Below are 21,705 nucleotides of genomic sequence, written 5' to 3'. Positions count from 1 at the left end.
CTCCTTCCCCTTCCTCGCAGCCGGCACTCACGAGCGTCCCGACTGGGGCCGCACCCGCGAAACCGATGGTCGAACTCACGCAGACCGATGTGAAGAAGGCGGGCGGGGTGAAAGCCGCAGCGTCGAAGCTGCTCACCACCGGGGCGTCTGTCGCCCTTGCCGCGGCGACCGGCGGCACCAGCGCCGCAGTGCTCACCCTGACCAAAGAGGGCGGCAAGTACGTCCTGCAGCGCGGTGTCGAGCAGGTCACCGCTCGCGGCGACAAAGACGCCGGCGACCAGGGCGACAAGTCGACACGGTCCTCCTTCGCCGCGTACGGGCGGCAGATCGTGGTCGACGCTGCAGGATCCAGCCGGATCGCTCCTCGAGAAGCACCCTCGCGCACCAGCACGTACCAGCCGAAAGTCTCCACCCCGGCGGCCGCCGGCGCCGCGACAACCACCAAGGCAGCCACCACCACCGCAGCCACCACGGCGGCCGCGTCGTCGTCCTCGAGCGCTCTCCGCGCTCGACTCGCCGCGGCGGCCGCATCCGCATCCACGGGAGGCGTCAAATGAAGAAGTCCGCAGGTGTGATCGCGGGGATTGCTGCCATCGCAGTGATCCCCGCCGTGGCGCTCGTGCTCTGGCTCATCATGGGCATGACGGTGATCTTCGGCGCCAACGCCGCCGGCTGCTTCCCGAACGAGGAGAACACCGCCCAGACCGCTGCGGTCGACGTCGACGGTGTTCCTGCAGGGCCGATCGCCGGATACAAGCACGAGCAGCTCGTCAACGCCGCCCACATCGTCATCGCCGCCCAGCAGCTCGGCATCGACGGCCGCGGCCAGGTGATCGGCGTCATGACCGCGATGGGCGAGTCGAGCCTCGTCAACATCGGCTATGGCGACTGGGAGACCAGCGGAGTGACGAACCCTGACGGGTCGGCGACGTCGTCGATCGGCCTGTTCCAGCAGCAGAAGTGGTGGGGCACGACCGCAGAGCGGATGAACCCTCAGACGTCAGCCTCGAAGTTCTTCGCGTCTCTGCTCAAGGTCAACGGGTGGGAGTCGCTGCAGCCGACGATCGCCGCGCACCGCGTGCAGGGCAACGCGAACCCGTATCACTACGCGAAGTTCTTCGACGCGGCCAGCGAGATCGTCTCCACTCTCACCGGCCTGCCGCTGACCTCGGGCTCCGATGCCGGCACCTGCGCTGTCGGTTCGACGGGCGAGTACCCGCCTGCCAACGGGACGGCGCCGGGCGCATGGGGCGGGCATCAGAACGGGCGCATCCCGGAGAACCTGCTCACCCCGATCCCCTGGCAGCCCGAGTACAAGCTCCGCGCCGACGCCACCCAGGCTCTCATCCAGCTCAACAAGGCCTTCAAGGCCGAGTTCGGATACGACCTCACTCTCAACGACGGATACCGCGACTACCCCGGACAAGTCGAGGCGAAGCGGAAGTACGGCGACAACGCGGCCGAGCCCGGCACCAGCAACCACGGCTGGGCGATGGCGATCGACGTCGGCGATCGCGGGCACTGGGCCATCGGGTTCAACAGCCGCATCTACGACTGGCTCAAGCGCAACGGCCCCAGCTACGGGTGGGTGCACCCGCCGTGGGCCGAGCCCGGCGGTCAAGGACCGGACGAGGCATGGCACTGGGAGTACTACGGAAAGGCAAGCGCATGAGAATCCACCTGATCACCGCGACAGCAGCCGTCGCCGGCGTCCTTCTCCTCGCCGGATGCAGCGCCCCCAACGGCGTCGACGAGCCCGACCCCTCACCCACCGCGGTGCAGGCGCCGGAGCGGCCGGAGGGGTTCCCCGTCTTGGGAGAACCTGCGGGAGACGACAAGGCGGACTTCCAGAGCCAGCAGGCGGCCGTACAGGCCGCTGAGGCCGCCATGACCGCGTTCGTGACGCACGACCGCGACTACGAAGCCTGGTGGACCGAACTGTCCCCGCTGCTCACAGTGGAGGCGCAGGAGGCATGGGCCTACACCGATCCCCGCATGATCACCGTCACCCAGCTGACCGGCCCCGCGACCATCGTCGACGCCCCCAGCTCCACGCTCGTCATCGTCGACGTTCCCACCGACGCCGGGATCTGGCGGTTGGAGCTCGTGCGCGCGGTCGAGGTCGGCGCCACCAGCAAGGGCGAGTGGAAGGCCTTCACCCTGATGCCCCCGGAGACCACCGAATAGCAATTTGTCGACTTCGGTCGACCGCACCCACCCCTTCTAAGTGAGAGCCCAATTCGAGGAGGACACCGTGAAAGAGAACGACACCGACACCCTGATCTACATCCTGGCCGGGATGATCTTCGTCCCGCCGCTGCTGGCAAAGTTCGTCCCCGGGGTGAGGGATGCGCTCGTGAACTGGCACATCCTCGTCACCGACAACGTGCTGATCCCGCTCCACGACGGTGTCGGCCTGGATCTCCCCCGAGTGCTCATCGTGCTCTGCGTTCTCGGAGCGATCGTGTCGCTCATTGTGCTCCTCCTCCGCAGCCGCGCTGCCCGCAAGGAAGAGGCCCAGAAATGAGCCGCATGGTCATCCCCGGTTCGACGCTTCCCCCGCGCTCGAAGCCGACTGTTGCCATCGCGATCGTGTTCTTCTCGACGATCGCGATCAGCATGCTGAACTACGTCGCCTCCAACATCGTGGGCGCCGTGCTCATCGGGATCCTCGGAGCCCTCCTGATCGCCGGCACCGTGGTGCTCTACCTCCGCAACCGTGAGCGCCACGATGACGCAGACCTGTTCCTGCACCGGGTGCACGGGATCCTCGGCTGGCCAGACCCCCACCGCGGCCAGGTCGTGCCCTCCAAGTACCGCGGCAGCTGGGTCGGGAAGCCCACCCAGCTCAAGGTCGTCTACAACCCTCTCGCCGACGAAGAAGTCCCCGAGATGCTCGCTGAGATCCGCCGCCTCGCCAAGCGGCAGTTCGGATCCGCGTTCAAGGTCGTCAAGCAAAAGAAGAGCACCGTCATCATGGTCGCCTCCGGCACCTCCGCGGTCGAGCGTGAACGCGACGAGAAGATCGAACGCTCCAAGCTCATCGTCTCCAAGACCTTCGGAGCGAACGCCAACACCACGGTCGACACCGACGCCGTGACCCGCCAGGTCGACGGCAAGACGATCACAGCGACGAAGGTCACCCGGATCACCGTCAAGTACGAGGTCGCTCCGAAGCTCTCCCGTAGCGGCGTCCGCGCGTCGGTCGAGTCGCAGATCTCCGGCGTGCTCGAGGGCCGCTGGCGGGCGTACTGGGATCTCCCCAACGACACCTTCTGGATGGAACCCCGTCCCGAGCTGCCGAGCGTCATCCCCAACCCGTTCAAGGCCCCCGACACCGTCGATCCCCTCGCCACCTACGACGACCTGGCTGTGCCCTTCGCGATCGATGAAGACGGCAACGTCATCACCTGGCGTCCCAAAGACGACCCTCACCTCCTCGTCACCGGCAAGACCGGAAAGGGAAAAACGGTCTGCGAACTCGGCATCATCGGGTTCCTCGCCGCACACGGCTGGGAGATCTGGGGCATCGACGGCAAGCGCTTCGAGATGCTCGGACTCCGCACCTGGCCCAACGTCAAACTCATCGCCGGCCGCATCGACCATCAAGCCCGCGTCGCCCACGAAGTCCACGAAGAAATGCAGCGCCGCATGGCCGCCTACGAGGCCGGATCCATCCGCCTCGAAGAATTCGTCCCGATCCTGTTCGTCATCGACGAGTACAAGACCTTCCGCAGCACCCTGCTTCGCTGGTACCGCATGGTCAAGCCCCGCGGCGCCGCCGCTCAGCCGCCCGTCCTCGACGAGATCAGCAACATCGCCTCCCTCGGCCGCAAGATGCGTATCCACATCATGAACGGTCTCCAGCGCCCCGACGCCGAGATCATGACGGGTGATTTCCGCGACAACTACACCTGCCGCGCTTCCTGGGGCCGCATCTCTGCTGACGCCTCCAAAATGATGTGGAACAACTACACCACCGGTACGACAATCCCCACCACGGCCAAGGGCCGCGGCATCGCGTACAACAAGCAGGGCCAGGCCGTCGAAGTCCAAGGCTTCTGGACACCCGACCCCTACCAGACAGACGCTGAGCACCCCGAACGCTGGGTTTTCCCCGGTGACCTGACGATCGTCGAGAACATGCGCCCCAAGAAGCGCATCCACGACCTGGTGAAGATCGTCGACCTCGAGGACGACATCATCGACGTCGACGACAAGGGCAAGCCCATCTACGCCGACTACGGCCACCACATGGACACCGCGCTCATCAACGCCGGCGACCCCGAGCTCATCGAGCGCGAACGCAAGATCCTCGGGGACGCAGAAGGTGACGCACGCCGCGAGAAGCTGGCCGCAAAGGTCGCCCTCCTCGAGCGCATCCAGATCGAGGAAGAAGAGCCGGAGATCTCCGACGAAGCCGAGATGTTCAGCGGCTACTCCCCCGCCACCGACCAGTTCCCCGAAGAGCTGCTCGTCGACGGCGACCTGCGCGCCGAGGGAATCCTGATCCTCATCGACGAAGACGCCGACACCTGGGGCCTGGTCGAGTTCGCCGAAGAAGACGAGGACGACATCACCTTCTCCTACCGCGACTTCGCCACCGGAGACCCCGGCTCCAAGACCATCCCCACCGGCAACACGCTCATCACCCGCACGCCGCTCGAGTCCAGTGAGGAGTGAGTGGGTGATTGACTTGATCGACGCGCCGGTGGTTAATCGTCGACACAGGAACATATGTGTGCTTGTATGGCGACGTGAGCGATGCGATCGAACCCCAGATGCGAGAGAAGAAGCCTCGCCGCAAGATGGGTGCGCTCCTCGACCCTGTTCTTGTGAACTGGAGAATCGAGCGGTCTACACGCGACCTCATCAACGAGCTTGCGAAGCGTTCACGTATGTCTGCCTCCGAGTTCGTCGAGCGCATGGCCACGAACTTGGAGCTCACCGACCAGGGGATCCCCTCTTGGGTCCCCGAGCTCGACCGCGACGGGGAGCTGCCTATCGACACCGCTTAACGCAAGAGGCCCCCTGCCGAAGCAGAGGGCCCGTTCGCTTTGGGTTCAGATCTCTGAAGTTTCCCGCCTCAGATCTGAATGAAGTTGCTTTTGATGCCGACCTGGCAGTCGGCCTCTTGAGCTATTTCTCGCACCGGGAGGGCACCCGGAGCTTTGTCGTACCCACTGGATCGCACCAGGAGGTGATCTCATCGTACTCCAGCGCTGGAGTTACCGCCAGGATTTAGAGCCCAATTCTGCAAGCAGTTTGATTGAAAATTGCAAGCAGAATTCGCTCCCTGGCCAACCAAAACTAGGCGTTCATGATTCTCGAACGCCTGTCGAACCGCGGCGTGACGAGTCCCTGGACCCTACTGTCGGCGTCGAAACGGCCACCGGCCAATCTCGCCGTCGCGTCACCGGTGGCTGCGCTTCATGGTCACTGCCTGTCGATGATGGCGCCTATGGCGCTGTGCCCGCGTGGCGCTCGCGATCGGCATGGATGAGCTGGGTGGTGGAGGAACTGGCGACGCCCCGCGCGGTGGAGTTGTGCCGAGGGAAGATCAAGGCGGACACCGTGCTGATGGTGGCCCGTGAGGATGCGTCAACGGCAGATTCCACCTCAGGGCGTGGCGTCACGACCTCGAGGGAGACGGTCGGGAAGCGGCTCGGAATGTCTGGCCGGCACGTCGGTACCGCACGGGGGATCCTCGAGGCGCTCGGAGCGGCAGTGACAATCGTGCGCGGTCGCCACCTCTCCCCCCAGGAGCGTTCCATCGCACGCAAGGCCCACGGCGGTTATCAGGAGGCTGCAGGATCCGTCCGAGCCCTCACCATGCCGGCGCTCACCGCCAAGGCCCATACAGGCGATCCGGGTGGCACTGAGCCGATCTCCGAACTCGAACCTGTGGATACTTTCCACCTACCCCGCAGGGGTTCGGTTAACAAGACCCCCCCTGTCAAAAAGTACTCACCAATGAGCGTCAAGCCGCTCAAGAAGGCCGCTTCGCGACCCAAGCCGAAGAGAAGAACACATCCACGGCCCGAGAGAGCCCCTCACGACCCTGCACTGCAGCGATTCGCCTGGGACATCGCCGCCAACTTCATGCTCCTGGACGGTTCACACCCCCGCCATGACGCTCCTCTCAGCCCTGGAGCTCTTGTCGGCGGCCGCCACATCGGCCAGTTGATCCGTATCCTGCAGCGCACCCGCATCACCCCCAACCGGTACACCGTCCGCACCCTGAACGAAGCCCTCTCCGAGGTGCTCCCCGTCCGAAGAGAGAGCGACGACCCGAAGCGCGATCGCCTGGCCGTCTTCGCCTGGAAGCTCGGCAAGCTCGCGCAGCGCCGCCCCGGCCCCACACACCTCGAGCAGCAGCGCCAAGAGGCCGCAGAACGGCTCCAGCAGCGCCGAGAGCAGCAGAAACAGGCCGTGGAGGCCTCCCTGCGCCAGGAAGAGCTCCAGGAAGCCTCCCAGCAGGCCGCAGAGGCGTTCTTCGCGCAGGCCCGTCGCACACGCCGCCCACGGCCAACACAGCGCGTCAGCGACCAAGGAGGGCTTGTCACAGCCCTTCTCGGCGAGGGTGTGAAGCTCTACGACGCCCCCACGGCGCTCCAGATCGTCGTCGGCGCCGCCACACGACTCCACAAGGCCCTCCTCGCCGAGGACTGGGCACTCACGACAGGTGACCACGACCGGCTCACCTGGACGTCGATGGACGGCCGCAGCTTGCACGTCAACATCCGACACGTCGACGACACGGTAGAGCTGAGCCCCACTCCCCCAGCCGTGTTCGCTCCCGCTCTCGCAGAGCTCGTCGCCGGTCTTGCATGACAGCTTGCATGCAAGACCGGTACCCATCTCCTCGTGTGACAGACAGCATGCAAGCAAGCATGCTGTCATGAAAGAAGGTCGACAGAGGGAATGCAGGCATGCATGACAGAAAGACAGCATGCATTCAGGAAAGACAGCATTCAAACTTGAGAGAAAGACAGAAAGCATGCTTGCATGCATGCCCTCCCTAATGTAAGCTCGACACAACGACAGACAGCAAGCAAGATTGCTTGCATGCATGAAAGAAGGTGAGATCGTGCCAGAAACCACACCCGAGGTAGTGACCAGCTACAGCGAGACCGGGGGAGTCGGGAAGACCACGACCGCAGTCTCCATCGCGGCCACCGCCGCCATCTACGAAGACAAGCGCGTCGTGTTCATCGATCTCGACCCTCGAGCAGCCGGCAGCAAGTGGTTCAACGTCGAGCCGAAGGAGCCGGGACTCCACGTCGGCGCGATCCTCGGCGATGAGGACCCCGAGGGTTGGGCTGAGGAGCTCGCAGTCCCCTCCGGCTGGCACCCAAACCTCCGTGTCATCACCTCCGACCGGAACCTGTCTCTCCGCGAGAAGGACAACACGGACGGGCTGGAGACGCGTCTGCGCGCCTCCCTCGTCGGCATTCAGGCCGACCTGGTCGTCATCGACAGCCCGAACCGGCAGGGTGGGCCGCTGATCATCAGTGCCCTCCACGCGGCCGACAAGGTGATCTACGCAGCGTCACCCACCCAGGACGGCGTCGACGGCGTCGCAGGGGCCCGCAAGACCATCAACCAGTACCGGCGCAACATGGAGCGCCTGGGAGTGGACCCCGGACTCGAAGAGGTCGGGATCGTTGTCGGAAACGTCAGCGAGGTCGTGATGAGCCGCGTCGCGAAGGCAGCGATCGATGACCTCCGCGAGACGGGCATGCTCCTCGAGCCGATCATCCCCGCGCGCACGATCGTCCAGGAAGCTCGACTCACGGGCGACTGGTACGGCAGCTTCCGCAAGGGAGATCCCGTCGTCAAGGCCTATACGGAGATTATGAGAAAGGTAGTCCGATGAGCACCGAGAAGTCCGACCGTCCCGCAGCCCTCAAGCGGGTGCCGCGTCCCGCAGCTGACAATGGCGTCGACCCGGTCGACGTCGTCCCCGCAGTGAAGCCGGCCACCACTCCGGCGCCGGCGGCCGCGCCGGTAGCACCAACGGCGTCGACAACGCCGGCACCCACGAAGGCGCGTCGCGAGCCGACCATCCCGCTCAGCACGAGGGTCGCGCTCGACGTCACGGAGATCCTCGACGCTGCGGTCGCCGAGGGCCGTGCCCCGTCGCAGCGTGCAGCTATCGAGATGGCCATCCGCCAGACCTGGGGAAAGCCCACCAGCTGACCCGAGTACACCTTCCGATACACACGATGCCGGCCTCCTCGATGGGGGCCGGCATCGTGTGCGAGGGGCTACTTGGGCAGATCTCATCCAGCGGGAGCAGCCAGTGCACCGAAGCCAGCTGTCAGGCACGTTCGGCCAAGTGAGTTGGCGCCGGCGAGAGAGCCGCTCGGGGGACTGTAGACGAACAGCGGCATCTGGGCCGAGTCTGCAAACTCGACCGCACGCCGGGTGTAGCCGGTGAGGGTGAAGAACGCAGCTCTTCGGCGAGACACGATGGCGACACCGTGGAGGGATCGGAGCGGATCGACTCCGACCGGGGCGGCATAGTGCTTCACCTGAGCCACCACCAGGCGGGATGTGACGTCTACCCCTCCGTCATCGCTTTGCTGTGTCACCGCAGCATCGTTCAGACCAAGATGCTGCATCCACTCGCACACAAGATGTTCGGCGGCTCGTGGAGTTACCCCCGATACTCGAGGACGAGGCCTGGGGGGACGAAGGAGCTCACGACGACTGCATTCCGCCTCGACTGCCGACAGGAAGTGATCGAACGTGGAAGCAAAGTCCCGCTGCGCACCTCCGGGCTGTCGAGTGATCTGCCGCAGTTCAGCCTTCGCGATCGCACACGGCGAGAGCTTCGGGTCGATCCATGCCAGCTGTTGAGAAACGACAGCTGAGGAGCTGCCACGATCGTCGGGGTGCAGCCGCTCAGCGTAGATCGGGTCATAAAGATCGATCAGGTGCGTGAGCACCCGTGCCAGCCTCATCCCGATCTGTTCGTACTCGGGATGCCAGCGAAGGGTCGCGGCGCTCTGTGACGGGATCACTCCAAGAGCGACGCCGCGGGCAAGTACGGCCGACGCGTCGCGAGTGAACTGCGCGACTTGTTCAGGGCTCCAGTACGTGAGTTCCGCCACACGGTCACCATACGCGGAACGCCAGACGGGCAGAGCGCGGGTGAGACGCAGCCCATCCAACAGAGAGAGCCAGAGATCTCCTGATTGCAAAGTGCATGAAAAATGCCAGCAGCTTTGGACAGCTGATCGGGAGAGGCAGTGTCGGAAGGTGTACTCGAAGATATCCGGGGGAGGCCCAAACCTCCGTACCCCACTCGCGCTGGGGCGCTCGGAAGCACTGCGGTTTTAGCCTACCAGGGATGTCAAGGGGTGCATGCGTTTTTCATGAAATTTTCAAGCACATTTCGACACTTTCGGGCGCGGGGTTGTGGCACCGATTCGCGGTTCAGCCAGGGGAGGAGCTGGGGTCAGGTGTCGATGGGGCGCACGAGCTGCGGACCGTTGTCGCCAACCTTGAAGGGGGCGACCTGATCGATGCGCAGCGTCTCGGCTTGAGCGACGCCGGCGCGGACCGCCTCGTCGACGAGGGCCTGGTCGCCGCTGATCGTCGGATCGATCCAGTGCAACCACATGTCCTCCGGCAGGATCACCGGATTGCGATCGTGGATGTCGGCGAGGGTCTGCACCGAGTCCGATGTGACGATCGTCGCGGTGAGAGTCCACCGGTCAGGGTCGTCGGCATCCTTGTTCGGATCTGGCCACCAGGAGTAGAGGCCGGCGAAGCCCATCAGGCTGCCGTCAGGGTTGCTCATGAACCAGGGGGTCTTACTGCCTCGAGGGCCGGTCCACTCGTAGAAGCCGCGGGCGAGGATGATCGCGCGGTGAGCCTGCACCGGCTTCCGCCACGTCGACTTCTCCGTGATCCCCTCCGCGCGAGCATTGAACGTGGGGTACTTCATCTTGAGGGTCTTCGACCAGGGCGGCACGAGGGACCAGTGCGCTCGCTCGAACCGCAGGTCGCCCGTCTTTGCCGAGTCGATCAGCACCGGGATGCTCTCCGTGGGAGCGATGTTGAATGAGCTCTCCCAATCGGGCGCCCACTCCTCCGGACGTCTACCCGTCTGCGTGACGAACTCTGTGATCTCCCGGTTGACCAAATCATCCATGGCGAATCGTCCACACATGCCAGCGACAGTAGCCCACGAAATCGACGAAATACACACGATCTTCCCCGTGATTCCGCGGGGAAGAGCCAGCCCCTTCCATCAGGCGCTAGAGCGTTCCGTCGGGCTGCGGGGATGCGGTGCCGGCTGCTCCGTCGGGCGGCGCCATCCCGGCCGGTGTCAACGCGAAGAGGTGACCCCTCTGAGGGGCGATACACACGATCTTCCGCAGTATCTCGGGGGAGTGGCGTTCAGGGTGGCGTTGGAACGTCTGCGGCCGTGGCGTAGAATCTGGGAACAGTAGTTCTAAGTTCGGGGCATCAGATGAAAGTCCGCATCGAAAATCTGTACACGGTGCGCTCCACCGCGGTGCAGCTGCGCACGCCCCTCGATGCGATCGCCTGCGGGTTCCCGAGTCCCGCGCAGGACTATGACGATGGTCCCATCGATCTCACGCGGATCCTCATCGACGATGAAGCCGCGACCTTCCTCGTGCGCGCCGCGGGCAGCTCGATGATCGACGCGGGGATCTACGACGGCGATGTCCTCCTCGTCGATCGTTCCAAGACGCCGCAGCCGGAGGATGTCGTTGTCGCGATCCTCGATGGCGAGTACACGATCAAACGGCTCGTCCGTCGACGAGGAACCTGGGCGCTGCAGGCCGAGAACGTCGACCACCCCGACATCGTCGTCGACGAGCTGTCGAGTCTCGAGATCTGGGGCGTCGTCACCGTCTCGTTTCGGTTCCACCGCCCGCCCCCGCGATGATTGCCCACGTCGACATCAACAGCGCCTACGTCAGCTTCGAGCGTGTATTCGACCCCACATTAGAGGGGGTGCCGGCAGTTTCACTTTCGAACAATGACGGCATGGTCGTCGCAGCCAGTAGGGAAGCGAAAGCTCTCGGCCTCGACCTTGGGCGCCCCTGGTTCGAGCTGAAACCGCACGCGGAGCGGATGGGGCTTCGAGCTCTCAGCTCCAACTATGAACTCATCGCCGACATGAGCCGCCGGTTCCACACCATCCTGGAGCGCTTCGGCCCCGGGCATCAGGAGTACTCCGTCGACGAAGGATTCGTTGAGATCAGCCCGCGCATCGCGAACGACCCCGAGGCGCTCACTGCTCTCGGCCGAGACATCAAAGACACCATGCGCAAACTGCTCGGCGTGCCCGTCTGCGTTGGCATCGGGAAAACGAGGACCGAATCCAAGCTGGCAAATCGCACCGCGAAGAAGCTCGCGATCTTCGACGGGGTATGCGTGTGGCCGGCTACCCGACCGGAGTGGCGACACGCTCTCATGTCGAGGCTGCCAGTCTCAGAGGTATGGGGGATCGCGTCGCGCCTCGAGCGACGTCTCGCCGGTCTCGGCATCGTCACGATCGCGGATCTCGCAGCTGCGGATCCGGTCATGATTCGGAAGGCCTTCAACGTCGTGGTCATGCGCACGGGGCTCGAGCTGCGTGGGGTGCCTTGCATCCCCGCCGAGGAGGACCGCACCGGCAAGAAGGACCAGCTCATCGTCAGCCGATCATTCTCGGAGAAGATCACCACCCGCGACGGAATGCGCCAAGCTCTCTCGATCTATGCCCAGCAGGCCTCCGCGCGGCTCACCAAGCACAACCAGGTCGCGAAGATCCTCACCGCGTTCGCCGGCACTAGCCACTACACGGAGCAGATTCGATATCCGTCGCAGCTGGTGCGGCTGCCGTTCCCCACTGCGGATCCCGTCGAGCTCACTCGCGCAGCGCACCGGCTCCTGCCCCAGATCGAAGAGGGGGTGCGTTGGGCGCGAGCCGGCGTCACGCTCACGGACCTTCGACCGGCTGCCGTGCATCAGCCGTTGGAGATGTTCCGGCTCGCCCACGAGGACGCGGATATCTCCACCCTTGTCGACCAGGTGCAGAAGAAGACCGGCCGCGAGGCTCTCGGGCTGGGGTGGGGAGGGATGCGGCCCGGCCCGTCGTGGCAGATGCACCGCGGCATGCTCTCTCGCCGGGCAACGACGCATTGGAACGAGCTCATCGTCGCGCACGCCCGATAGGCGCCCATTTCTCAGGGGTGTCGTACCCCATAAGTAAGATAGAGGTATGAAGGGACATCTGGCAGGCCTGGCGGAACGCGTCGCCCGAGAGGCGCACATCGACCAGGTCGACAAGACCGGGCATCCGTACATCGAGCATCCCCAGCGCGTCGCCGCACGCGTCGAGGGTGACGAGCTGCTCGAAGCGATCGCGTGGCTGCACGACGTCGTGGAAGACACCTCGGTGTCCCTCGCGGATCTGCAGGCACTGTTCCCGCTCGAGGTGACGGAGGCCGTGGACGCCATCACGAAGCGCCCTGGCGAATCCCGACTCGAGTACTACGCACGCGTGCGCAGCAACCCACGCGCCCGGAACGTGAAGGACGCCGACATCGCGGACAACACCGATCCTGCACGCACCGCCCAGCTCGACCCGGTAACCCGAGATCGCCTGGCCGTGAAGTACGCCGCGGCGCGCGAGGAGCTCTCCCGTGTGTAGGTCCTGCGATGAGGGAGGTCGCCGCTGCAGCGACCATGGTGCCCTCAAGAAGGTCGACCTCGCAGCGCTGCGCCCCGGTGCGATGTCTGCCGAGATCCCCGAGGTCGAGTGGGGGACCGTCCCCACGGCTCAGAATCTCTACGACGCCTACGATCCCGACGTCGCTGCCGCCACGATCGAGGCGCTCCAGCGCGTCTCGACGCATGAGCCAGCGATCACCGCGGCCGTGGTCGCAGCGATTCCCGAAGACTGCAGGCCAGATGGCCTCGCGTTCCGGGTGAAGTCGCCGGCATCTCTCGCGCGCAAGATCGCGACGAAGACGGAGCAGCGACCCGACCTCGGCGCGCACGACGTCAGCGCCACGCTCACCGATTTCGTTCGGTACACCGTTGTTGCTCCCAAACCCGACCGGCTGGCCAGCTGCACGACTGAGACGATGGACGAGCTGCGTTCGAAGGGCTGGACGGAGATCGAAGCCGAGCAGATGTACGTCGACGAAAACCCGTACAAGGGACTCCACGTCATCTCGCGCCACCCGGCATCCGACCAGGCGATCGAGATCCAGTTCCACACCGAGCAAGAGATCGCGATCAAGAACGAATTCCACGTCCAGTACGAAGTGGAGCGGGACCGCAGCATCTCTCGAAGCGAGCGGGCCAAGGCTCGGGAGGAGATGGTGGCGGCGTGGCAGGAGGTTGAGCGGCCGCCCGGCGTCGTCGATCTCCCCATCGGTGACGTCGTGGTTGTCGAGAAGCCCTACCCGAATCGGTATAAGAAGAGATAAGATGAAAGAAGATAGACGAAGATAAGGAGATGAGGGACAAATGAACCTCTACCTGGTCAAGACCGCCGACGCCGGCGTCGACCTGTGGGTCGCGTACGAGACGGCCGATGGTGACCTCTACGTCTATGTGCAGAACACCGGCAAGTTCCACCGCAACGCTGCGCTCGAGGAGGACTTCTACGTCGACCAAGAGTTCACGTACGAGCCGATCACCGCGGCCGCGGCACGCGAGATCGCTGCCGCCGGCACCGTGGGAAAACTGGACGCTCGTACGAAGAGTGCACAGGTGAGCCGCTACCAGGACGACACGAACGCTCTCGAGGCGGCGCCGATCCTGGGCGTTACGCGCACGCGCAGCGAAGCCGATATCCGCGCAGCGCGGGTGAACGCACTCCGCAACGCGAAGCCTGGCGTTCCGGTCATGTGGAAGAAGTACCCGGCGGCGAAGATTCACATCGCGCGCGTTGCGGTCACCGACATCAGGAAGAAGAGGATCAAGGCGCTAGAACCGCTCGGGGATCTCGACGCGTGGGTCGAGAAGGCCGCCGCTGAGGTTCTCGTCATGGTCGCCCTGCCCTCGTCTGGCCGGGGCAGTGCCAGGGGCGCGCAGAAGAAGATCACCGTTCGACAGAGCGCCGGCAAGAAGGTCTCTGCCACCGCGGCACGATGAAGCCCGCAGTGGTGTTCGTAGAGGCCGGGAGAATGGTGTTCTGCTCATGATTTCGAGGTGACACCGTGGATCTGCCTTCTCTGGACAATCTCGCGTACCGGGTCGACGCCGATGGCGACCATTCTGGCGGCGGCGACGGGCACTGCGCGGCGCTAGGCGGGGAGAATGCGGAGCAGGACCGGGTCGGCATGGTCGATCAGTACGCGAATGCTCTGCGGGTGCTCGTGGATCCGACGGATGTCTCTGAGTACGGGTGGGGCATGAACCGGCCGATCCTGTTCACGGTGCATCAGCTGTGCGAGAACGCGCTCGATGTGGCGATTGAGCGCAGCGGAGTGGAGGGCGTGCCGACGTCTGGCCGCCACAAGCACGCTCTCGACGTGAAGATGGCCGGCGCGCTTCGGGGCGGCGTCTACGACGCACTCACGCTCGAGGAGCGCGAATGGTGCGAGCGGTTTATCGAGACGATCGTTCCGCTCACGGGCAAGGGGTTCCCGGGCCGATACGTCAACGCTCGCGTCTCAGGGAGGCTGCAGCTGGACGACGTGTGGTGCTGCATCAACCCGCCCGCCCTCCGCGACGCAGCGCTCCGTTTCGCGGGACTCACCCTCCTCCAGGTCTCCGAGCTCGAGGCGCCGGTGGCGGAGATCTCCACGTCCTGACCTGTCTACTGCGAGCTGCGCATCCTTATTCCACGCGGTCAGCGAGCACAGCGGTGAACGAGCGAGGCAGCTTGACGTTGCTCGGTGCACCGGTGAAGAAGGGGGCCACCTGAGACGGTGTGTAGCCGGCGATGCCACATCCGATCTCCGTGACCAGAAAGCTCAGATCGGGATGAGCTCGCGCGAAGTCCAAGAATCGGCGAGCTTCATCGCCGAGGATCTCAAGGCCATCCATGGACACGATCGCATAGGACTGACCTTGCAGGCCTCCGGGCTGACCCATCACCGCGCCGAATTCACGCGCTGCCTGACGTGCTGCTCCACCGGCGTGATTGCCAGCCGAGTTCGAACCGAAGACGAAGATCTCGCCGGGGCGGAGAGCGGTGATCATCGGGTCGCCGCTTGGGCGCTTGGAGAAGAGACCCATCACTGCTCCACGGGCGAAATCGCGCCAACCCCAGCTGAGCGAAGCGGGAACGCCAGCAGGGGGGTGTAGGCAGGCTGATGGAGATTGTTCGGAGTGATCTGCGTCCACCAGCCCCCGTCCTGGACCTGAGCGAGCGCGTCGGCCCAGGGGCGTTCGCCGAGCTCCTCTTCCTCATCCTCGTCATAGAGGTAGCCGGGAAAGTCCTCCCCTTGGGAAGTGGAGATAACGACGGGGCTGGTTGCGGTGACGATCGCCGCGGCGGCATTTGCCCACGCGTCTTCCTCCGTCAGGGCAGCGACGTTCCTCAGCAGTGCAGCGAACCAGGGCAGGTCGGTGCTGTCGACCCAGATGCGAGACTCGACGGATCCGTGAAGGCGAGCGAGGAAGGCTTCGGGGTCTGACCCCTGAACTGCTGCGGTGTTCAGCACGGCGTGGGTGACGGGTGTCGTCTCGCCGTCGATGGTGACTTCCTGCATGCCCAGGAAGTCACGGAGCCATGCGCGGACGGCATCGACATGGGAATCCCCGATCGCAAGTGAGGCGAGTGCTTCGGGTGGGAGGGTGCCCTCCTGGATCAGATCGAAGATCCGCCGGGGACTGGTTGCTCCGAGTGCCTGCACAGTGATCTCGATCGTGGTGCTGGCAGCAAGAGAGCGCTGGGAGCCGGGCACGGTAGAGACCGTCCCTGCGCTGGTGTGAAAACGAATACCGCTCATGACGTCTCCTTCGTGGTGAGCTTCGGCTCCTCGGCTGGGATCGCGCCGCGGTAGACAAGCACCTGGTGCAGCACGGGGTGTGGGTTCGTCTCCTGCAGTTTCACGAGCTCCGCGGTCGCGACCGATGGGCCGCGCGACGTCGTCGGCGTCGACGGGAGTCCGAGTTCGCCGAACAGCACCTCCTGCAGCTGCTTGCGATCTTCGAGATTCACCTCGCGGCCGAGTAGCCGGGACGCCTCCTGTGCGGCCGTGCGCGCGGTGTCGCCGATCGCCGCGGCGCGCACGCGACCCTTCTGGTTCTCTGCAGCCGCTCGGCGGCCGGCGATGAAGACGTCGGCTTCGACCTTGTTGAACAGGAGCGTGCGAACGCCGACCGGAGTGACTGGTTCCGGGAATCCGGCGATGTACTGGCCGCTCGTCGGGGTGCCGTACTTGTAGGCGGTCTTGAGTGAGATCTGCAGGGCGTCGGCGAAGTAGGAGAAATCGACGAGCTTGGAGAGGTCGATCTTGATGGGCGCCGGCACGGGGTTCTCCGCTGCGCCTGGCTTCCGGTGCGCGTCGATGTAGCGATCGGCGTCGACGCGACGGAACAGAGGGGAGCGCTGGCCAGGGTTCACCGGCTTCGGGTAATCCTTGTGGCGGTGCCGGTATTCGCGGGCTGCCTTGGTGGTGGCCAGACCGAGGCCGGCGGCGATGTAGTCGTATCCGACGAGGTCACGGCTTGCCATGGTCATCCTCCTGGGGGTCGGTGAGGTTGTGGTGAGCGTGAAGCGTGGGGCGACGCCAGTCCGCGTCCGTCTCCTCGAGCTCGCTCGAGGTGAGGATCATCCGATCAGGGTCGGTCGTGCCGCGATCGAGTCGCATGCGGATGCTGGAGCCGAGACGATCGATGTACCGTCGAGCCGGAGAGCTTCCCCAGTCGCCACCCTCACTGCAGGCGTCGATGTAGGCGAGGCGCGTGCGCTCCAGCTGCAGCACGAGCTCATCGACGAGCGTCGGCGTGAGCAGCTCAGCGACCGGCTGCCACTTGTACGGCTCACCGGATGCGGCGAGCGCTGCGTCGGTGAGGATCTGGCCGAGGGTGTCGGCGTCGGTGACGAGGCGTTCGTGGTGGGTGGTGAGTTCGTCGTCGTTGCTGAGTGCGGCGACGGCGGCGGTGACGAGGAGGTCGATGCTGTCGCGGTGGATCGTCATCGGGTGCCTTTCGTGATCGGGGCTGCGGTGCGGGTGATCGACGAGGAAGGCGGCACCCGGCTGGAGCTGCTGGGAAATGTCAGGTTCACAACAGGCTCGGACCACCGTCCCGCGCGTGGCGGGGGTGCTCGACAGCCGGGTGCCTTGGTTCATGATATCCGCGGTGCTGCGGCGAGCGCGGCGGGGTTCGTGTTCGGGGTTCATGGGGTGGGTTACGGGTTCGGTTCGTCGACGATGTGGATGGCTGTGGTGGTTGTCTGTGCGCTGCCGGGGATGTCGGGTGGGAAGAGGTCGTCGAGTTTGGAGTTGCGGAACGACGTCGGGGTGGATGCGCAGTCGAGGATGGTGCCTGCGGCGAGCGCGGGGTCGTCTCGGTTGAGTTCGCTGGGGGGCTTGCAGTAGAGGGTGGTGGGGTGGTCTTCGAGGCCGGCGAAGCGGTCGGCTTCGTTTTCGTTGATGGCGAGGAGGATCTCGGGGTGGTCGGTGAGGCGGATGCCGGTGCCGCCGCGGTTGAGGTCGGGGGTGATGGTGTCGACGGTGCCGGAGGCTTCGATGTAGGAGGCGGCGTTGGGGTTTTCGACGCGGGGGAGTGAGTAGGTGACGGTGATCATGGTCGCGAGGGCGAGGGTGGTGACGATCCCGATGGTGAGGCCAGCGATCTTCCTGGGTCGGCGGGTCTTGTCGTAGACGAGCGCGACGGCGATGTATCCGACTGCGGCGGTGATGATGCTCGCGATGATCAGAGCCACGCTGAGTGGTGCGGGGTCGCTGGTGTTCCAGGTGTTGACGATGAGGTCCATCATGAGGCCTTTCGAGGGGCGCTGTCTGTGGGGTGCTGGGTGCTGGTGGGTGCTGCGGCGAGCGCGGGCGGATCCCAGGTGCCGTCGGGGTTGAGGGGCGGTTTGCCGGCGTCGATCCACCGGCTCACGGTGCCCCAGTCGGGGCGGGGGCCGGGTGGGCGCTCGCCGGGGGTGCTCATGCTGTGCCTGCCGGGGTGCCGATGGCCCAGAGTCGTCCGGCGCGGGCGGCGTCTTCGTGTCGGGTGAATCGGTAGTAGGTGACGTCGCCTTCGATGTAGGTGGCGAGGGTGTAGGGGTGGTCGGTGGCGGGGGCTGAGGGGTCGGTGCGGTAGGCCATGGCGCCGGCGTAGCCGGGGCTGAGCCATTCGTTGCTGGGGGTGGGCTCGAACTTCTCGATCGGGGAGTCGATGTCGGCGTGGAGGTAGGTGACGGCGTAGAAGTCGCCGATGCTCTCGTACTGGCCGGATCGCATCGCGGGGGTGGCGTCCTGTGCGGTGATCGCGATGTGTGCGGTGAAGTCTCGGGGGGTGGTGCTGGTGGTGGTCATGGTGTTCCCTTCGGTGAGTCCGATGCGGCGAGCGCCGCTCTGAAATCTTTTGTTGTGAACCTGACATTTACAGTCTAGCGGAAGTCTCCGACGTTGGGAACCCCGGGGAGGAGGTTTGTCGCCTCCTCCCCGGTTGCTCTCAGCTCTCCTCGGTTTCGTATACCTCGGATTCGATGACGGTCAGCATTCCCGAGCTCGCCTCCTCGGCGATCTCGGTCACGTCGAAGTCGTTGAGGGCGAAATCGCCCGCTGCGTCACCGTCGACGGCGCGGCGGGTGGTCGTCCACTCGACCGTGATCCGCAGCGTCACGTCGTAGTCGCGCTCGCGGCGGGGGCCGTTCATGGCCTCGGCCATGCGGTCGTACTCCTGGCAGAAGTCGGCGTGGTCAGCGATCCGGCCTGCGCGCTCCCAGAACTCGGTGAGGCGGTAGTCCCCGCCATCGGTGATCTGCTCGGTGCGCAGCTGCTCAATGGTGCGGTTGCGCGCGACGATCGCCTCATCCTTCTCGGCGATCACGCGCTGCGCGGCGGCAAGCTCCTCGCGTGCGCGATCGAGCTCGCCGCTGAAACCGGCTCGGCGATCGGTGACCGCCGGTGCCGGCGGCAGCACCATGGTGCCTTCTCCGAGAGCGGCCGGGGCGGTGGTGGTGATGTCTGTCATGTCTCCTCCTAGGTGGTGTTGTGAACCTGACATTTACAGACTACGGGGGGCCGCCGACATTGGGGATGCCGCCGGGGAGGGAGATTCACCCCGGCGGCATCGGCTAGGCCCGCGTGCCGTCGAGGCCGTCGAGGAGCCAGGCCGTCTTCTCGGTCGCCATGGCGAGCGCGGCGCGCACGTCGGCGATCGCGGTGGGCAGGTCGTCGGGCACCAGGCCGGTGACCTGCGTGGCTTGGGAGAGGAACGTTCCCCCGAGGTAGCGGGTGATCCTCTGTCCCGGTTCGTCCGCGTCGCGGGTGTCCCATTCCTCGTTCACGGTCGCGCCCGCAGCGGGTAGGTCGCTCGTGAGGCTCAGGACGTCAGAGATGAAGGTGTCGGGCGTCCATTTCGAGTGCCCCTCCACGCGGTGTGTGCCGTCATCCTCCGTCCAGGCGCAACTGTCATTGACGTGGTTCGAGGCGATCTCTCCGAGCTGCTCTGCGCTGAGCTCGGGGGCGTTGGTGATGGTGATGGTGGTGACTTGTCCCATTGGTTTCTCCTGTGGGGTGAAGTGAGGTGAGGTGCCCCGGGGGTTCCCGGGGCACCTGGGGTTGTCAGCGGGTGAATGCCCAGTCGGGGAGCAACCCGCGATTGACCATCTCCGCCAGCAGGCGAGCCATGCGCAACGTCGGATCAGCCGCCTGTGCGAGGCCGATGTAGAAGGCGGCGGGGGTCGAGGCTCCCATCGCCCACGACAGCCATCCGCACGCGGCCAGCAGGGCCGCGCTGCAGTCCTCCACGGGGGCATGGGCTGCACCGACCCGGCACAGAGCCAGAGCGGCCTGCAGACGGGCAATCTCGGGACGAGGCCCCTTGCCGATGATCACGCCGCCGATGCGATCCGACACCGGCGTACCGTCCGTGAACGCCTTCTGCTCAGCGAGAGTCTCGCGACCCTGCTCGATCGACGTCGCCCACTGGGAGAGGGCGACATCCCGGTACAGCGGGAGAGAGAGCAGGGCCATCAGCACCGCCATCTTCTCGGCGTCCAGCGCGTCCACGTCCCACGACAGCGCCTCCTCGAACAGAGCGCATGCATCCACGCTCTCCGGGTGCGGCAGGGGAGCGTTGAGGATCCGCACCCGCAGCGCGTCGTCGATCACCGGCAGGGAAGCGCTGGAGGTCTGGTCGCCATCGCGGATCAGATCCGGGCCGGGGAGCGCCGGAAGCGTGTCCAGCGGACGCGCTTCGCCTTCGAAGTACTCGCCCCACGAGGTCGGGGTGAGGAATGCCGTCGTCGCGACGTGCAAGCCGACGAACGATGCCGCACTCAGCAGGGTCGCGGCCAGTCCCTCATGCTCGGACTCGGTGCCATCGGTGTAGATGACGGCCGCGAAGCCGGTCACGCCCTCCACTCGGCAGGTGAGGCCCATGACCTCGGCCACGACCGCCGGGTACACCTCGGCGTCGGTGGGGAGGTCAATCCGCATGGCACCCTCGGAGCGAGCGCCGACGAACGGGGCGATGACCAGCGACTGCGTGGGCATGTATCCCAGCAGCGTGGTGACCGCTCCGATCAGCTCGCCGACTCCCTCGGCCTTCAGAACCTTCTTCTCAGTCATGATGTGTCCTTTCGTGCTGTTGTTATGAACCTGACATTTACAGACTACGAGGGGCCACCGACATTGGGTTTCGAGTAGCCAATGTGAGGTCGGAACCGGTCGCCGAACCGAGGAAGCCCCCGCTGTGTGCGGGGGCTTCCTGGGGGCTACGTCGCTACCGGTGGGACAGGCGGGCTATTGCCCTGGCTCCCAGCCGCTGCGGCGGGCGTTGTGCTCGCATCCGGCGCACAGCTGCACAGGCTGGAGGAGGTTCGGCCAGAAGCTCGTGGCCTCCTCCTCGCACTCGTCGCAGAGGGGCAACGCCTCGCATCCGTCGCACCAGTCGCGGGTGCTGAGGTAGCCGACTTCCTCGCCGCACCGGGCGCACTCGCGGGCGTCGTCCTCGTCGGCTTCGATGCTGGCGAAGCTCATCAGCCGTTCGATCAGGTCTCGCGCAGCGTCCAGCTCCTCATCGTTGCTGTCTCCTCCGGTGGCGTCTGTCCACCGGCCGTAAGCGGCCGCGATGTCACGGCGCTCATCAGGGGTCGGCTCGCCGCCGTTGGTGAACCTCAGCGCGACGCTCATCGCTGCCACCCCTCCTCCGGCTCGTGGTCGTTCACCATGTCGTCGAGGCTGTCGAGCAGCGCTCGCTGCTCCGAGTCGAGTCGGGATGAGTTGAGGCCCGGCAGGATGAGCGTGGCGATCTTGCGCACGGTCTCGATGGCGCTGTCGTTGTGAGCCGGCATTCCGTCGTAGATCAGACCGTCGTTGAGGTTGATCCGCAGCGCCTCGCCGTCGTCATCGAACGCGGTGTCGATTTCGAGAACCAGCGATCCGTCTCGCCTGGAGCGATAGAGCATCGTCTCGATACCGATTTCCTCGGTGATCTTCATGACCATGACCTGTGTCCTTCCTGTCCTGTGTGTGTTGTGTGAACCTGACGTTTACAAACTAGGTGGGGGGTGGGACATTGGTGGGGGTG

General features: G+C 65.3%; 28 protein-coding genes and 1 pseudogene. 15 read left to right on the top strand and 14 right to left on the bottom strand.

Annotated elements, in window-relative coordinates; translation table 11 throughout:
- From L978_RS11135 to L978_RS18945, 9 genes and pseudogenes are all read left to right on the top strand, one after another.
- Positions 1 to 557, top strand: a pseudogene (locus L978_RS11135) (hypothetical protein); the annotation flags it as partial.
- On the top strand, positions 554 to 1,672 hold the full coding sequence (locus tag L978_RS18395; protein WP_052193622.1) for a M15 family metallopeptidase: 1,119 nt from the start codon (positions 554 to 556) through the stop codon (positions 1,670 to 1,672). The pseudogene L978_RS11135 and the gene L978_RS18395, both read left to right, overlap by 4 nt.
- Positions 1,669 to 2,187 (top strand): hypothetical protein, encoded by a 519-nt coding sequence (locus L978_RS11125; RefSeq protein WP_047523138.1) that lies wholly within the window; start codon positions 1,669 to 1,671, stop codon positions 2,185 to 2,187. The genes L978_RS18395 and L978_RS11125 overlap by 4 nt, the downstream gene beginning before the upstream one ends.
- A gap of 67 nt (positions 2,188 to 2,254) precedes the next feature.
- Positions 2,255 to 2,527 carry a hypothetical protein gene (locus tag L978_RS11120; RefSeq protein ID WP_047523137.1) on the top strand — a complete coding sequence of 91 codons (273 nt, stop codon included), beginning with the start codon at positions 2,255 to 2,257 and terminating at the stop codon, positions 2,525 to 2,527.
- Complete coding sequence (locus L978_RS11115; protein WP_047523136.1) at positions 2,524 to 4,683, top strand: hypothetical protein; 2,160 nt, start codon at positions 2,524 to 2,526, stop codon at positions 4,681 to 4,683. Before L978_RS11120 ends, L978_RS11115 begins: the two co-directional genes overlap by 4 nt.
- 74 nt (positions 4,684 to 4,757) lie before the next feature.
- The gene (locus L978_RS11110; protein WP_231555046.1) at positions 4,758 to 5,018 is read left to right on the top strand and encodes a hypothetical protein; all 261 of its coding nucleotides are present in this window, start codon (positions 4,758 to 4,760) and stop codon (positions 5,016 to 5,018) included.
- A 955-nt stretch (positions 5,019 to 5,973) separates the two neighbouring features.
- Positions 5,974 to 6,834 carry a hypothetical protein gene (locus tag L978_RS18780; RefSeq protein WP_156118287.1) on the top strand — a complete coding sequence of 287 codons (861 nt, stop codon included), beginning with the start codon at positions 5,974 to 5,976 and terminating at the stop codon, positions 6,832 to 6,834.
- Positions 6,835 to 7,090: 256 nt separating this feature from the next.
- Entirely contained in the window at positions 7,091 to 7,879 is a 789-nt protein-coding gene (locus L978_RS11095; protein ID WP_231555045.1) for a ParA family protein, read from the top strand.
- Positions 7,876 to 8,202 carry a hypothetical protein gene (locus L978_RS18945; RefSeq protein ID WP_047523132.1) on the top strand — a complete coding sequence of 109 codons (327 nt, stop codon included), beginning with the start codon at positions 7,876 to 7,878 and terminating at the stop codon, positions 8,200 to 8,202. Before L978_RS11095 ends, L978_RS18945 begins: the two co-directional genes overlap by 4 nt.
- 83 nt (positions 8,203 to 8,285) lie before the next feature.
- Here L978_RS18945 and L978_RS18585 read toward each other — a convergent pair whose 3' ends face one another.
- Together L978_RS18585 and L978_RS11080 are read right to left on the bottom strand one after the other, a co-directional pair.
- Complete coding sequence (locus L978_RS18585) at positions 8,286 to 9,119, bottom strand: restriction endonuclease (RefSeq protein WP_081997020.1); 834 nt, start codon at positions 9,117 to 9,119, stop codon at positions 8,286 to 8,288.
- 347 nt (positions 9,120 to 9,466) lie between these two features.
- Positions 9,467 to 10,183 carry an SOS response-associated peptidase gene (locus L978_RS11080; protein WP_081997019.1) on the bottom strand — a complete coding sequence of 239 codons (717 nt, stop codon included), beginning with the start codon at positions 10,181 to 10,183 and terminating at the stop codon, positions 9,467 to 9,469.
- A 303-nt stretch (positions 10,184 to 10,486) separates the two neighbouring features.
- On the opposite strand from L978_RS11080, the gene L978_RS11075 reads away from it, so the two are divergent.
- The 6 genes from L978_RS11075 (at position 10,487) to L978_RS11050 (ending at position 14,798) form a co-directional block, all read left to right on the top strand.
- A complete protein-coding gene (locus tag L978_RS11075) occupies positions 10,487 to 10,930 on the top strand; it encodes a LexA family protein (RefSeq protein WP_047523129.1) in 444 nt (147 codons plus the stop codon).
- Positions 10,927 to 12,204 carry a Y-family DNA polymerase gene (locus tag L978_RS11070; protein WP_047523128.1) on the top strand — a complete coding sequence of 426 codons (1,278 nt, stop codon included), beginning with the start codon at positions 10,927 to 10,929 and terminating at the stop codon, positions 12,202 to 12,204. Before L978_RS11075 ends, L978_RS11070 begins: the two co-directional genes overlap by 4 nt.
- 46 nt (positions 12,205 to 12,250) lie before the next feature.
- Positions 12,251 to 12,682: an HD domain-containing protein gene (locus tag L978_RS11065; protein WP_047523127.1), complete on the top strand. Its 432-nt coding sequence runs from the start codon at positions 12,251 to 12,253 to the stop codon at positions 12,680 to 12,682.
- Entirely contained in the window at positions 12,675 to 13,466 is a 792-nt protein-coding gene (locus L978_RS11060; protein ID WP_156118286.1) for a hypothetical protein, read from the top strand. The genes L978_RS11065 and L978_RS11060 overlap by 8 nt, the downstream gene beginning before the upstream one ends.
- Positions 13,467 to 13,506: 40 nt before the next feature.
- Positions 13,507 to 14,136, top strand: a complete 630-nt coding sequence (locus L978_RS11055; RefSeq protein ID WP_047523125.1) for a hypothetical protein — start codon at positions 13,507 to 13,509, stop codon at positions 14,134 to 14,136.
- 65 nt (positions 14,137 to 14,201) lie between these two features.
- Entirely contained in the window at positions 14,202 to 14,798 is a 597-nt protein-coding gene (locus L978_RS11050) for a hypothetical protein (protein WP_156118285.1), read from the top strand.
- Positions 14,799 to 14,823: 25 nt separating this feature from the next.
- Here the strand turns inward: L978_RS11050 and L978_RS11045 are convergent, their stop codons facing one another.
- The 12 genes from L978_RS11045 to L978_RS10995 form a co-directional block, all read right to left on the bottom strand.
- A complete protein-coding gene (locus L978_RS11045) occupies positions 14,824 to 15,189 on the bottom strand; it encodes an A1S_2505 family phage non-structural protein (protein WP_047523140.1) in 366 nt (121 codons plus the stop codon).
- A 35-nt stretch (positions 15,190 to 15,224) separates the two neighbouring features.
- Positions 15,225 to 15,896: a hypothetical protein gene (locus L978_RS11040; RefSeq protein ID WP_197055654.1), complete on the bottom strand. Its 672-nt coding sequence runs from the start codon at positions 15,894 to 15,896 to the stop codon at positions 15,225 to 15,227.
- A gap of 41 nt (positions 15,897 to 15,937) precedes the next feature.
- On the bottom strand, positions 15,938 to 16,669 hold the full coding sequence (locus tag L978_RS11035) for a DNA polymerase (RefSeq protein WP_047523122.1): 732 nt from the start codon (positions 16,667 to 16,669) through the stop codon (positions 15,938 to 15,940).
- Positions 16,656 to 17,135 carry a hypothetical protein gene (locus tag L978_RS11030; RefSeq protein ID WP_047523121.1) on the bottom strand — a complete coding sequence of 160 codons (480 nt, stop codon included), beginning with the start codon at positions 17,133 to 17,135 and terminating at the stop codon, positions 16,656 to 16,658. The genes L978_RS11035 and L978_RS11030 overlap by 14 nt, the downstream gene beginning before the upstream one ends.
- A gap of 212 nt (positions 17,136 to 17,347) precedes the next feature.
- Complete coding sequence (locus tag L978_RS11025) at positions 17,348 to 17,938, bottom strand: hypothetical protein (protein ID WP_047523120.1); 591 nt, start codon at positions 17,936 to 17,938, stop codon at positions 17,348 to 17,350.
- Positions 17,935 to 18,114: a hypothetical protein gene (locus tag L978_RS18770; RefSeq protein ID WP_156118284.1), complete on the bottom strand. Its 180-nt coding sequence runs from the start codon at positions 18,112 to 18,114 to the stop codon at positions 17,935 to 17,937. The genes L978_RS11025 and L978_RS18770 overlap by 4 nt, the downstream gene beginning before the upstream one ends.
- Positions 18,111 to 18,482 carry a hypothetical protein gene (locus L978_RS11020; protein ID WP_047523119.1) on the bottom strand — a complete coding sequence of 124 codons (372 nt, stop codon included), beginning with the start codon at positions 18,480 to 18,482 and terminating at the stop codon, positions 18,111 to 18,113. Before L978_RS11020 ends, L978_RS18770 begins: the two co-directional genes overlap by 4 nt.
- A 139-nt stretch (positions 18,483 to 18,621) precedes the next feature.
- Complete coding sequence (locus L978_RS11015; protein WP_047523118.1) at positions 18,622 to 19,143, bottom strand: hypothetical protein; 522 nt, start codon at positions 19,141 to 19,143, stop codon at positions 18,622 to 18,624.
- A 103-nt stretch (positions 19,144 to 19,246) separates the two neighbouring features.
- Positions 19,247 to 19,672, bottom strand: coding sequence for a hypothetical protein (locus L978_RS11010; RefSeq protein ID WP_047523117.1), 426 nt, complete (start codon positions 19,670 to 19,672; stop codon positions 19,247 to 19,249).
- 64 nt (positions 19,673 to 19,736) lie between these two features.
- Entirely contained in the window at positions 19,737 to 20,744 is a 1,008-nt protein-coding gene (locus L978_RS11005) for a DUF4192 family protein (RefSeq protein ID WP_047523116.1), read from the bottom strand.
- 174 nt (positions 20,745 to 20,918) lie between these two features.
- Entirely contained in the window at positions 20,919 to 21,308 is a 390-nt protein-coding gene (locus L978_RS11000) for a hypothetical protein (RefSeq protein ID WP_047523115.1), read from the bottom strand.
- Positions 21,305 to 21,622, bottom strand: coding sequence for a hypothetical protein (locus L978_RS10995; RefSeq protein ID WP_047523114.1), 318 nt, complete (start codon positions 21,620 to 21,622; stop codon positions 21,305 to 21,307). The genes L978_RS11000 and L978_RS10995 overlap by 4 nt, the downstream gene beginning before the upstream one ends.
- Positions 21,623 to 21,705: the final 83 nt, after the last annotated feature.

The sequence above is a fragment of the Microbacterium sp. ZOR0019 genome (genome assembly GCF_000800925.1).
Lineage (GTDB): Bacteria > Actinomycetota > Actinomycetes > Actinomycetales > Microbacteriaceae > Microbacterium > Microbacterium aurugineum.
Note: the sequence above shows the minus strand (reverse complement) of the source record. Positions and strands in the feature narration are given on the sequence as shown.

What these genes read in the sequence shown, in the direction of transcription:
- L978_RS10995 (WP_047523114.1), bottom strand. Translation starts at nt 21,622, where the DNA reads ATGGTCATGAAGATCACCGAGGAAATCGGTATCGAGACGATGCTCTAT.
- L978_RS11065 (WP_047523127.1), top strand. Translation starts at nt 12,251, where the DNA reads ATGAAGGGACATCTGGCAGGCCTGGCGGAACGCGTCGCCCGAGAGGCG.
- L978_RS11055 (WP_047523125.1), top strand. Translation starts at nt 13,507, where the DNA reads ATGAACCTCTACCTGGTCAAGACCGCCGACGCCGGCGTCGACCTGTGG.
- L978_RS11125 (WP_047523138.1), top strand. Translation starts at nt 1,669, where the DNA reads ATGAGAATCCACCTGATCACCGCGACAGCAGCCGTCGCCGGCGTCCTT.
- L978_RS11020 (WP_047523119.1), bottom strand. Translation starts at nt 18,482, where the DNA reads ATGACCACCACCAGCACCACCCCCCGAGACTTCACCGCACACATCGCG.
- L978_RS18780 (WP_156118287.1), top strand. Translation starts at nt 5,974, where the DNA reads ATGAGCGTCAAGCCGCTCAAGAAGGCCGCTTCGCGACCCAAGCCGAAG.
- L978_RS11075 (WP_047523129.1), top strand. Translation starts at nt 10,487, where the DNA reads ATGAAAGTCCGCATCGAAAATCTGTACACGGTGCGCTCCACCGCGGTG.
- L978_RS11005 (WP_047523116.1), bottom strand. Translation starts at nt 20,744, where the DNA reads ATGACTGAGAAGAAGGTTCTGAAGGCCGAGGGAGTCGGCGAGCTGATC.
- L978_RS11010 (WP_047523117.1), bottom strand. Translation starts at nt 19,672, where the DNA reads ATGGGACAAGTCACCACCATCACCATCACCAACGCCCCCGAGCTCAGC.
- L978_RS11045 (WP_047523140.1), bottom strand. Translation starts at nt 15,189, where the DNA reads ATGATCACCGCTCTCCGCCCCGGCGAGATCTTCGTCTTCGGTTCGAAC.
- L978_RS11030 (WP_047523121.1), bottom strand. Translation starts at nt 17,135, where the DNA reads ATGACGATCCACCGCGACAGCATCGACCTCCTCGTCACCGCCGCCGTC.
- L978_RS11035 (WP_047523122.1), bottom strand. Translation starts at nt 16,669, where the DNA reads ATGGCAAGCCGTGACCTCGTCGGATACGACTACATCGCCGCCGGCCTC.
- L978_RS11070 (WP_047523128.1), top strand. Translation starts at nt 10,927, where the DNA reads ATGATTGCCCACGTCGACATCAACAGCGCCTACGTCAGCTTCGAGCGT.
- L978_RS18395 (WP_052193622.1), top strand. Translation starts at nt 554, where the DNA reads ATGAAGAAGTCCGCAGGTGTGATCGCGGGGATTGCTGCCATCGCAGTG.
- L978_RS11000 (WP_047523115.1), bottom strand. Translation starts at nt 21,308, where the DNA reads ATGAGCGTCGCGCTGAGGTTCACCAACGGCGGCGAGCCGACCCCTGAT.
- L978_RS11015 (WP_047523118.1), bottom strand. Translation starts at nt 19,143, where the DNA reads ATGACAGACATCACCACCACCGCCCCGGCCGCTCTCGGAGAAGGCACC.
- L978_RS11115 (WP_047523136.1), top strand. Translation starts at nt 2,524, where the DNA reads ATGAGCCGCATGGTCATCCCCGGTTCGACGCTTCCCCCGCGCTCGAAG.
- L978_RS11025 (WP_047523120.1), bottom strand. Translation starts at nt 17,938, where the DNA reads ATGATGGACCTCATCGTCAACACCTGGAACACCAGCGACCCCGCACCA.
- L978_RS18945 (WP_047523132.1), top strand. Translation starts at nt 7,876, where the DNA reads ATGAGCACCGAGAAGTCCGACCGTCCCGCAGCCCTCAAGCGGGTGCCG.
- L978_RS18770 (WP_156118284.1), bottom strand. Translation starts at nt 18,114, where the DNA reads ATGAGCACCCCCGGCGAGCGCCCACCCGGCCCCCGCCCCGACTGGGGC.
- L978_RS11080 (WP_081997019.1), bottom strand. Translation starts at nt 10,183, where the DNA reads ATGTGTGGACGATTCGCCATGGATGATTTGGTCAACCGGGAGATCACA.